The organism is Acinetobacter legionensis (assembly GCF_048552295.1).
In the GTDB taxonomy this organism is placed as follows: domain Bacteria; phylum Pseudomonadota; class Gammaproteobacteria; order Pseudomonadales; family Moraxellaceae; genus Acinetobacter.
In genome coordinates, this window is sequence record NZ_JBIMCW010000021.1 from 72,300 (window position 1) to 81,449 (window position 9,150).

Consider the following 9,150-nt stretch of genomic DNA (forward strand, 5'->3'; position numbering starts at 1 on the left):
GGCCTTTTATTGATTTTCTTGTTCCACGGCTTTATATAGTCTCATTTAAAACTAAAACTGAAAACAAGTTCAGATGAAAGAAGAATACATGTCCAAGTAGTTATTGATTTTGCATATAACTTTTTTATTATTTAATCAAGAAATCATCCCATGCTTTTAATTTTACAAGTCAGCAGAACAACAAAATACCATAAAGACCTGTCCTTCACTTGTAGAGTATATGATTAAGCACCCAAGTACACCCAAATTTATGTCAATTCCAAGTCATGATGAGATGGAAATACATTCTGATGATTATAATTGAGTGAATGATGTGGGTGTTGATGATTTTAGAAAGATTGTCCTTTTCTTTTTGTATGCATTTTGAATGCTAATTCTTCAGATGAATAATCACGCTCAACGGACAGTTCAATAATTTGAAATTGCTTTATATCATAAGCATCATGATAATTAATTTCCAAATCGACTGTAAAAGATTCACCATTTTTGTATTCAAATTCAAATGGTAAATATAACTTTATTTTTTCAGCACTAGTCTCATTATCAAGTAAATCAAACTGTGTAGTTAAAATTAGACTTCTATTATAATTTGCATTTGTAATAGATATCTCTCTACAAACACCACGACTATTTTTTAAAGAGAATGAAAATTCAAGTAATCCCATAGTTGTCCCATCAGGATTTTGTAATAGAGGAGCAATTTTCATTTCATAAAAATGAAAGAATGGTTGTGCATTAATCGTTTCTAATTTGATTTGACGGTCATCTTTATTTTTAATGAGTTCTAGTTCTACTTGTGTCACTTTTACAAGCTGCTTTTGTTGCTCAACACTATTTTTTAATTCCTCAGCTTGAAGTTTTAAGGCTTCTGTATTCTGCTTTAACTCTTCGCCTTGCTGTCTATAGCCAAAAACTAGCCACATAAACGCCAAAGGCGCGAAAGTGCCTGCGAGGAAATCGCCCCATTCATTTGGTTTCATTTCTTTGAATTCAGAGAGATCACCAACAGATAAAACTATCATCAGTAATAAATATAAGCCTGAAACAACAATCAACGGTTTAAATTTTGATTGTGTATTTGTTTTATTTTGCAATTAGATTATCCTAAATGAACAGCTACGGAGTTTGTCTACGAGCAACTCGACGTTGAGCTGCAATCTTCACGCGTTCAGGCTCTGTATAAACCCGTTCTAGTAAAATATAAGTAAAGTCTAATAGGTCTTCAGCATCATCCTTGTTCAATGATCCATCGTGGGCAGCGTCATTCCCGTCATCCTTAATACCACGAGACAAGTCCTCTAAATCTGAAGGCAAAATTTCATTTTCAAAAATCCATTTCAAGCGGGAATGGATCGTTTTTTTATCATTTGCTGTTGGATTTTTATTTGAATGATTATCAATAATTTTCTTGGTTGTAATATCCAAACAAAGTCTAAACATTGCACCAGCTGCGTTATAACAATTTACTGAAAGACATTTTGATGCTTCTAAAAAGATATTTTCAATTTCTGATGGTAAGTGTTCAGGAGGTTGTGTTGAACTAGGTAGAATTGGGTTATAAAAAAATGAGGAAAAAATTGTATGTAAATCTCGTTCGTGTTCATTAAAGTAATTAAGAACAATCTGAAGATATGTCGTTCCACGATCATTATTAAGTTTATCCCCTAAAGCCATTTTAAAGAACTCTTCATTTTCAATAGCATTTACCGTAATGGCATTTTTGCATGATCTACAAACTGCAAATAATTGAAAATGAATTTTATTATTATTTCTATCTAATTGAGGGTTATTTATTCCTTTTATATCAAAAGTAATTTTGTTGGCATTACAATAAGGACAATCAAAAACAATACTGTTAATTGATTTATTTAGATTTTTACTTAGCATACCCCACCCTTAGGAATCTTTTCCAACTTATTGAAAATTATAAATATAAGAAACAAAACCAAGCGACATAGTTTATTCTAGCAAGCTATGCCTCCTTGGGTAAGTTGACTACCGCAGAAAATGCTTCATCACCTCCTGTAAAGAGTATGTTGAGGCTATCAGAAAATGAAGAAAAAATGCAGTAGGTGAAAAGATGAAAACCAAGCCAATTATTCCTTGGATGGGTGGAAAAAGTCGACTAGGGCCGCAATTCGCTGAAAAATACTAGAACATCAATGTTATGTTGAATTATTCGCTAGTGGTGAAACACTGTTTTAGCTAGAACATACATAAAAAGTTAAAATAATTAATAGTTTGAACATAGACCTAACCGTAGGTTTACATTTTAAAGTGTAAATTTTTTGCTTGTATTGAACTTATACCTAAGGAGTAAATAAACTTTAATATCTGATCTTTCGTTTTTGTCAGTACGTATCAATTTTGGAACTAAAGGATGGCTAAAAGTATTAAATTTATCTATAATTATCCTTCTAGGGAAAACTTATTTAATTACATTCAGATGAGTATCTGGTTTTAATTAACTGTTCTAGAATATGCTTGGGTTTACCAAATGTGCAAAATTAATAATGCACAGTTATAATTTGGTAGTAAAACCCTTATTGGAAAGCATATTGTGCAAAAATTTAGGGTTATAAAATTTTTAGGGGTGCCATTTAATATTGCCAGCTATGCTCTACTGACTCATATGGTTGCTCAAGTTTGTGGTTTAGGCGTAGGTGATTTTGTCTGGACTGGCGGTGATACACATTTATATGTTAACCATTTTGAACAAGCGAAACTTCAGTTAACACGTGAGCCCTTACCACTGTGCCAACTCAAATTAAATCCTGAAATTAAGGATATTTTTGACTTTAAATTTGAAGATATTGAAATTACAGGTTATGAGTCACATCCTGCAATTAAAGCACCTGTAGCTGTTTAAATATTTTAATTCAGTCTTTCCTTATTCCCTCCTTGCAATAGGAGGGAAAATTTTCCAATGGATAATAAGCGAATTCATTATGACATTTAAAAACTTTGAAATTGTGCATGTCGTTGCAATGGATCAACAACGCTGCATTGGTAAAGCGAACGATCTTCCATGGCATATTTCAGCAGACCTTAAGCACTTCAAAGAAATCACCCAAGGTGGTGTTGTGGTGATGGGACGTAAAACGCTTGAATCGATGGGACGTGCATTACCTAAACGTGTCAATTGGGTGATTACCCGTGATCAGGATTGGAGTTTTGCTGGAGTTAAAACGGCCCATAGTATAGATGCTGCTTTGGAGCAAGCGATTCCTGATGTATTGGTCTCAGAAAAACCTGCCAGTATCTTTATCATTGGTGGTGGTGAAATTTTTAAACAAACCATGCACATTGCTGATCGTTTAGAGCTCACCCACATTGAACTCGATGTACAAGGTGATGCGTATTATCCAGAAATTCCAGCGGAATTTAAAAAAGTTGCGAGCGAGTCACATGTTGATGACAAAACAGCTATTGCTTTTGAGTTTGCAACATACCGAAAATAGCACTGAACTTTATGAATAAAAATAGTGGCTTATGGATAGCTTAAAAGCAAGATCAATACTGCATACACTTGGAATGGGGATAATCCATTCCTTGTTTAGCTTATTTGTCGTATTGAGCAGCCTGTGGTTTTGTTTCGCAATTTGGATTCAACATCCCTTAGGAAAGATTTTCAGTTATATCATCATCCCTATTTGGATTATTTTTGCACTGAGTATTCTTGGAATCTATTTTACTAAAAATATATTTAGCCGAAAAACTGACAGTTTGATCTATATCATCGCCTTTATTGTCAGCTTAGTCTGGTACTTTAATATTCCTGCGCAACAAGATCGTCAATGGAGTCCAGAAGTTTCCAGAATTTTTACTTACGAGCAGCAAGGTCATCTTGTCACGATTCATAATGTCCGTAACTTTAATTGGCACTCCCCTGATCAATATGACGAACGCTGGGAAACCAGAAGCTACAACTTAGATGAGATTACAGGCGTCAATATCATCACCTCTTATTGGATGGGACCACAGATTGCCCATACCTTGGTTAGCTTTGATTTTTTAAATCAGCGCCCACTCGTTTTTTCCATTGAAATTCGGAAAGAAAAAAATGAAAACTTTTCTGCAATTGGTGGGTTTTTTAGACAGTTTGAGCTAAGTCTAATCGCTGCAGATGAAAAAGATATTGTTTATACACGGAGTAATATTCGAGGTGAGCAGGTTTATTTTTTCCCGATTCAACTACCAAAAGCAGAAACCAAAGCATTGTTTGAAGAGTATCTTTTGAAATCTTCCGCTTTGGCAGAACATCCAAAGTGGTACAACACCCTAACCAGTAACTGTACAACTTTGGTTTTTGATATGGTTCAGGCGATTTCCCCTGAAAAATTACCAACAGATTATCGTTTATTGGCTTCAGGTTATTTACCCAATTATCTTTATGATTTGGGTGCATTAAATCATCAATGGTCAATCAAAGAATGGTATAAAAAAGCACATATCAATCCAAGAACAGCTGAATATGCTCAGTTTAAATATCAAAATAGCGATAACTTTTCTAAAGTGATTCGTTTTGGTTTACCTGATGAACATGCTCAATAATGTATAGCTTTAGTCAGCTCGTCTTTATGGTTTAACTCAATTTTGTTTATATAATCATTAAAAATTAGGAGAATACGCATGTTTAAATCCATACTCGCAACCACATTCATCACAGCAACGCTCTTATTTTCTGGATGTGCATCTACACCAAGTGCTGATCAACAAAGCCAAAATTTAAGTTTGTTGCAAAACAAAAATTGGACACTCACGCATATTGGTGCAACAGAATATAAAGCAACACCAAATGCTCACAACGTGCCAAGTATTCAATTTGGTTCAGATTTACGGGTAAGTGGTGCAGATGGTTGTAATCGTATTATGGGTGCATACGCCATCAAAGGACAGCACTTAACCTTAGGGCAACTCGGCTCTACTCGGATGTATTGTCAGGACACTATGAAACTTGCGGCTGACTATACTGAAGCACTCAATAAGGTGAAAGGTTATCAAGTCTATGACAAAACGTTAAAGTTAGTTGATCAATATGGGAATCGTGTTTTGCAATTTACAACGCCATAACATCGTCTAAGCAGTTATTTATATACACAGTTTAAAAGCTTAAAACGTTAGGCTTTTAAACACCTCAGATTATAGAATCCAATATCAACAATGAAATTGAATAAAAATTTTAACTCAATCAATGAAAGACAATAATTTTACTACACACGCTGTCTTATCATTGGGATTAGAATAACAACAACTTAAAATTTGGATATTTCTATGAAATTCATTGGCCTTATCTTGATCTCATGCCTAATTTTATCTGCATGTAGTTCAATGAATGTAAGACCTACGGTTGGGGTAAGTATGGGAACATCTATTAAATAAAAAAACAGCGCCGAAGCGCTGTTTTCCCTATTAATTCAGGCTATTAACCACATTAATTAACGGTTTCGTTATCGTTCCATTAGGTGTTGTTACTGTTATACGAATCTCATCACCTGCAGCACATTTCAGACTACGAACACTGTAAGTGACAATCTTATTATCTTTCTGAGGGAATGTGCCTGGTAAGAGTAAATCCATAATACCTGGAACAGTAAGCGCCCCACCAACAACTTCTGCCTCACAAGTCAAATTATTATCTGTATTATCTTTTGCAGTAGCTGAAATTGTTGTACCTGAAGGCATTGGGACTGTTTTTAAACCATTACCATACATTTGAAAAGTAAAGATTCCAGGTAAAGCTTGAGTCATTGAACTATTCACTCCACTCAGAGCTACAAATGTAGGGGTTTCACTTGAGAAAGCAAAACGTAATTGTTTACGTAATACTGCATCTAGTTGATTATTACACGTACCCTCAATATTTGGCTGAGCGATTGTAGATGGAATACATGTTGCACCTGATGCCCCACGGACATATTTAAATTCACCTTCATCTTTCTGATTATTCTCATTATCATCTAAAAAGAAATCACCAATATTTTGTGTTAATTTATCAATGCCTATCGTATACATATTATCATTATCTACATCCACATATTCTTTATCACCTTCAACAAAAGCTAAAACACTTACTCGACTATCAAGTGGACGCGGATTTTGAGTAGTCAAATTAACCGAACAAACACCATTCGTTGTTGCACAATTTGGAGTAACACTTCCACCTTCCGAAATAAAACTAATTACGGTTCCATCTGGTACAGGGTTACCTACACGATCAGCCATCCGTGCCGTAATTGTTGAAATATCACCATCGCCATCACCAGCTAAAGCTATTTTACTTACAGACAAACTCAAACCATTCTGTGTTACACGACCAGAAGCAACTGCTACTTCTTTAGACAACACAAAAATATTGGTATTACTTGCTAGTGTAGCTTTAATTTCTACTGGTCCAGGTAAGTTACCTGGATAAAGATTTACATTTACTTTACCTGATGCATCACTTTTCACTATTTTGGGAATTCGATTACCATCCGTAACAAAACTTAAATCACTCGGAGCTTTCGTTAATTCTATGTTGACATCTTGGTTCGCTGCAGGCGTACCGTTTGCATACACAGTAAACTCAATTCTTCCAGAAGAAGCTGAACCACTATTTCGAGTGACTAAGTTTACTTTACCAACAGTTGTATAAACTAAAGAATTGGCTGCAATTGCTGCAATTTGTATATCAACAGATTTAGAAACAGAAACATTACTGCCAGTTGCAATAATCTTTTGTCCGCCTTCACACAACTTACCATTTATATCGATTGCTTTATATGTAACAGCAACATCACCTTGATTTGATGAAACCACAGCGTTGTTATCAAAAGTACCGCAACTTGTACTGAAATTCACAGTAATGTTATTTTGATTATTTTTGGTCACTGAGTCTTGTGTTTTAAGCGTTATGATCGTTGAGCCACCAGAATCAAGTGAGGTATTTGCAGCAACCATGTTTTCAAAGGTTATATTTGCAGCTTGTAGAGAATAATTATAAGGCGTTGTTGTCGCAGTTGAATCTTTATGACTCACTGTTGCCGTCAACTGATAACTACCAGTGTCTGTACTATTTTCAGGCTTAACTGAAATACTTGCTTCTCCATCAGCATTGGTTAAAACAGCACCATTTGAAGTACCAAACACCACTCCTGTGCCTTGAAAAGTAACTAATGCTCCACTAATTCCTTTTCCACTAGCATCAGTAACTTTTACTTTTGCTGTAGCACCAGAAACTGTTATTGTGTTTGTAGCTATAGAATCTGTATTCAACAAAGTAATTGGACTAATATTTACAGCTTCAACTGTAGTTCCACCATTACCATTGCCTGTTCCGTTATCATTCTTATCATAATAACCTCCACCGCCCCCACCACAACTCGCTAACAAAATAGAAATTGCAATAGCACTTAACTTTCCAGTAAGTTTTCTAGTATCCATAATTTTACTCAACCTAAGAATCCCCAAAAATTGTTGTAGATTATTTTGAGTGCTATGTAACCATAGTTATCTATATGTGTAAATATGCTATTTCAAAATGTTTTTTAATGTAATTACTATTATTCACAATTAGGTTTATATCATGTACGACATCATCATCATCGGCGCAGGTACAGCAGGTATTAGTGCATATAAAGAAGCAATCAAATATACATCTAACATACTGATTATCAATAAAGGTCCATGGGATACAACCTGTGTCCGTGTTGGCTGTATGCCAAGTAAAGTTCTCATTTCAACTGCAAATCGAATGTATGACATTCAAAATGCTAAAGAAGTCGCTTTAGAGGTAAAAGCAGAGATCGATACACGTCAAGTTATGCAACATGTCAGAAATTTACGTGACCGCTTTGCTCGTGCGACGCTTAAAGATGTAGAAAGTTGGGAAACTGCACATAAAATTGATGGCGAAGCTAAATTTGTAAATGCAAATACGGTTGAGGTCGATGGAAAACATTATCAATCTAAATCATTTATTCTTGCTGTAGGCTCAACACCGACTTATAACCAGGATTGGAAAAATAAAATAGGCAATAAACTGATCACATCGGATGAAGTATTTGAACTTGAGACTTTGCCTAAATCTATTGCCGTAATCGGTAGTGGTGTGATTGCAATTGAAATGGCTCAAGCAATGCATCGCTTAGGCGTAAATACGACTATTTTTGCAAGAAGCAAAAAAGTAGGGGTATTGAGTAGCCCTAATTTACAAGAAATTGCACAAACGGAATTATCCAAAGAACTTAATATAAAATTTGAAGTTTTACCTGATTCAATTCAAGATCTTGAAAATGGTGTTGAAATATCATTTATCGAAAATAATGAGTCTAAATCCATACAGGTTGACTATATTTTAAATGCGACTGGTCGTGCTACAAACTTATCAACCTTATCCCTCGAAAATATTGATCAGGCATTCTCAGATTTAAAACAATTACCGGTTCATCACAACACTAAACAATTGGCTGATTTTCCAATATTTATTATTGGTGATGCTTTCACTCAAACACCTTTACAACATGAGGCTGCGAATGAAGGAAGAAATGTCATTTCAAGTTGTTTAAATTTCCCCAATGTATACAACTTAAATAACCTATCACCTTTAGGTATCGTGTTCTGTAGTCCTGAAATGGGAATTGCTGGTCAAAGCTTTGCCTCACTATCAAAATCAAACATAGATTTTATTACAGGTTTTGCTTCTTATGAAAAGCAAGGTCGTGCATTGGTTTTAGGTAAAAATAAAGGTGCTGCTGAAGTTTATGTAGATCAGCAAAGCAGAAAACTCTTAGGTGCTGAACTTTTTGTTGAATCTGCTGAACATATGACTCACTTACTCTCTTGGATCATTTCCGAAGAACTAACAATTGATGAAGTATTAGCAAAACCTTTTTATCATCCAACTTTGGAAGAAGGCTTAAGAACAGCATTAAAACATGCCCGAAGACAACTTAAATAACGCTTTTACCTGAAGCTCTATTTTGAAGAATAGAGCTTTTATATTTTCTTCCAAACATTTCTATTTCATTATGCCACTAAACAGCGCACATAAAAAAACACCCCGTTCTCGCTAGAGAACGGGGTGTTTTAGATTTAAAAGCTGGCGATGACTTACTCTCACATGGGTAACCCCACACTACCATCAGCGCTAAGAGGTTTCACTTCTGA

General features: G+C 35.0%; 7 protein-coding genes and 2 pseudogenes. 6 read left to right on the forward strand and 3 right to left on the reverse strand.

What is annotated here, in order from left to right:
- Positions 1–329 precede the first annotated feature (329 nt).
- Positions 330–1,094, reverse strand: coding sequence for a hypothetical protein (locus ACG916_RS15795; RefSeq protein WP_419328699.1), 765 nt, complete (start codon positions 1,092–1,094; stop codon positions 330–332).
- Between the two features lie 22 nt (positions 1,095–1,116).
- Positions 1,117–1,887 (reverse strand): DUF4145 domain-containing protein, encoded by a 771-nt coding sequence (locus tag ACG916_RS15800; RefSeq protein WP_228150338.1) that lies wholly within the window; start codon positions 1,885–1,887, stop codon positions 1,117–1,119.
- Positions 1,888–2,080: 193 nt separating this feature from the next.
- On the opposite strand from ACG916_RS15800, the pseudogene ACG916_RS15805 reads away from it, so the two are divergent.
- The 5 genes and pseudogenes from ACG916_RS15805 to ACG916_RS15825 all read left to right on the forward strand — a co-directional run.
- A pseudogene (locus tag ACG916_RS15805) lies at positions 2,081–2,202 on the forward strand (DNA adenine methylase); the annotation flags it as partial.
- Positions 2,203–2,584: 382 nt separating this feature from the next.
- A pseudogene (gene thyA, locus ACG916_RS15810) lies at positions 2,585–2,869 on the forward strand (thymidylate synthase); the annotation flags it as partial.
- 79 nt (positions 2,870–2,948) lie between these two features.
- Positions 2,949–3,461 carry a dihydrofolate reductase gene (locus ACG916_RS15815; RefSeq protein ID WP_336954542.1) on the forward strand — a complete coding sequence of 171 codons (513 nt, stop codon included), beginning with the start codon at positions 2,949–2,951 and terminating at the stop codon, positions 3,459–3,461.
- A gap of 31 nt (positions 3,462–3,492) precedes the next feature.
- Positions 3,493–4,554 carry an Lnb N-terminal periplasmic domain-containing protein gene (locus tag ACG916_RS15820; protein WP_336954541.1) on the forward strand — a complete coding sequence of 354 codons (1,062 nt, stop codon included), beginning with the start codon at positions 3,493–3,495 and terminating at the stop codon, positions 4,552–4,554.
- 78 nt (positions 4,555–4,632) lie between these two features.
- Positions 4,633–5,073, forward strand: a complete 441-nt coding sequence (locus tag ACG916_RS15825) for an META domain-containing protein (RefSeq protein ID WP_234622392.1) — start codon at positions 4,633–4,635, stop codon at positions 5,071–5,073.
- 339 nt (positions 5,074–5,412) lie between these two features.
- Here ACG916_RS15825 and ACG916_RS15830 read toward each other — a convergent pair whose 3' ends face one another.
- The gene (locus tag ACG916_RS15830; RefSeq protein ID WP_419328698.1) at positions 5,413–7,425 is read right to left on the reverse strand and encodes an Ig-like domain-containing protein; all 2,013 of its coding nucleotides are present in this window, start codon (positions 7,423–7,425) and stop codon (positions 5,413–5,415) included.
- A gap of 142 nt (positions 7,426–7,567) precedes the next feature.
- Here ACG916_RS15830 and ACG916_RS15835 point away from each other — a divergent pair, with 142 nt between their 5' ends.
- Positions 7,568–8,941 (forward strand): dihydrolipoyl dehydrogenase, encoded by a 1,374-nt coding sequence (locus ACG916_RS15835; protein WP_419328697.1) that lies wholly within the window; start codon positions 7,568–7,570, stop codon positions 8,939–8,941.
- Positions 8,942–9,150 lie beyond the last annotated feature (209 nt).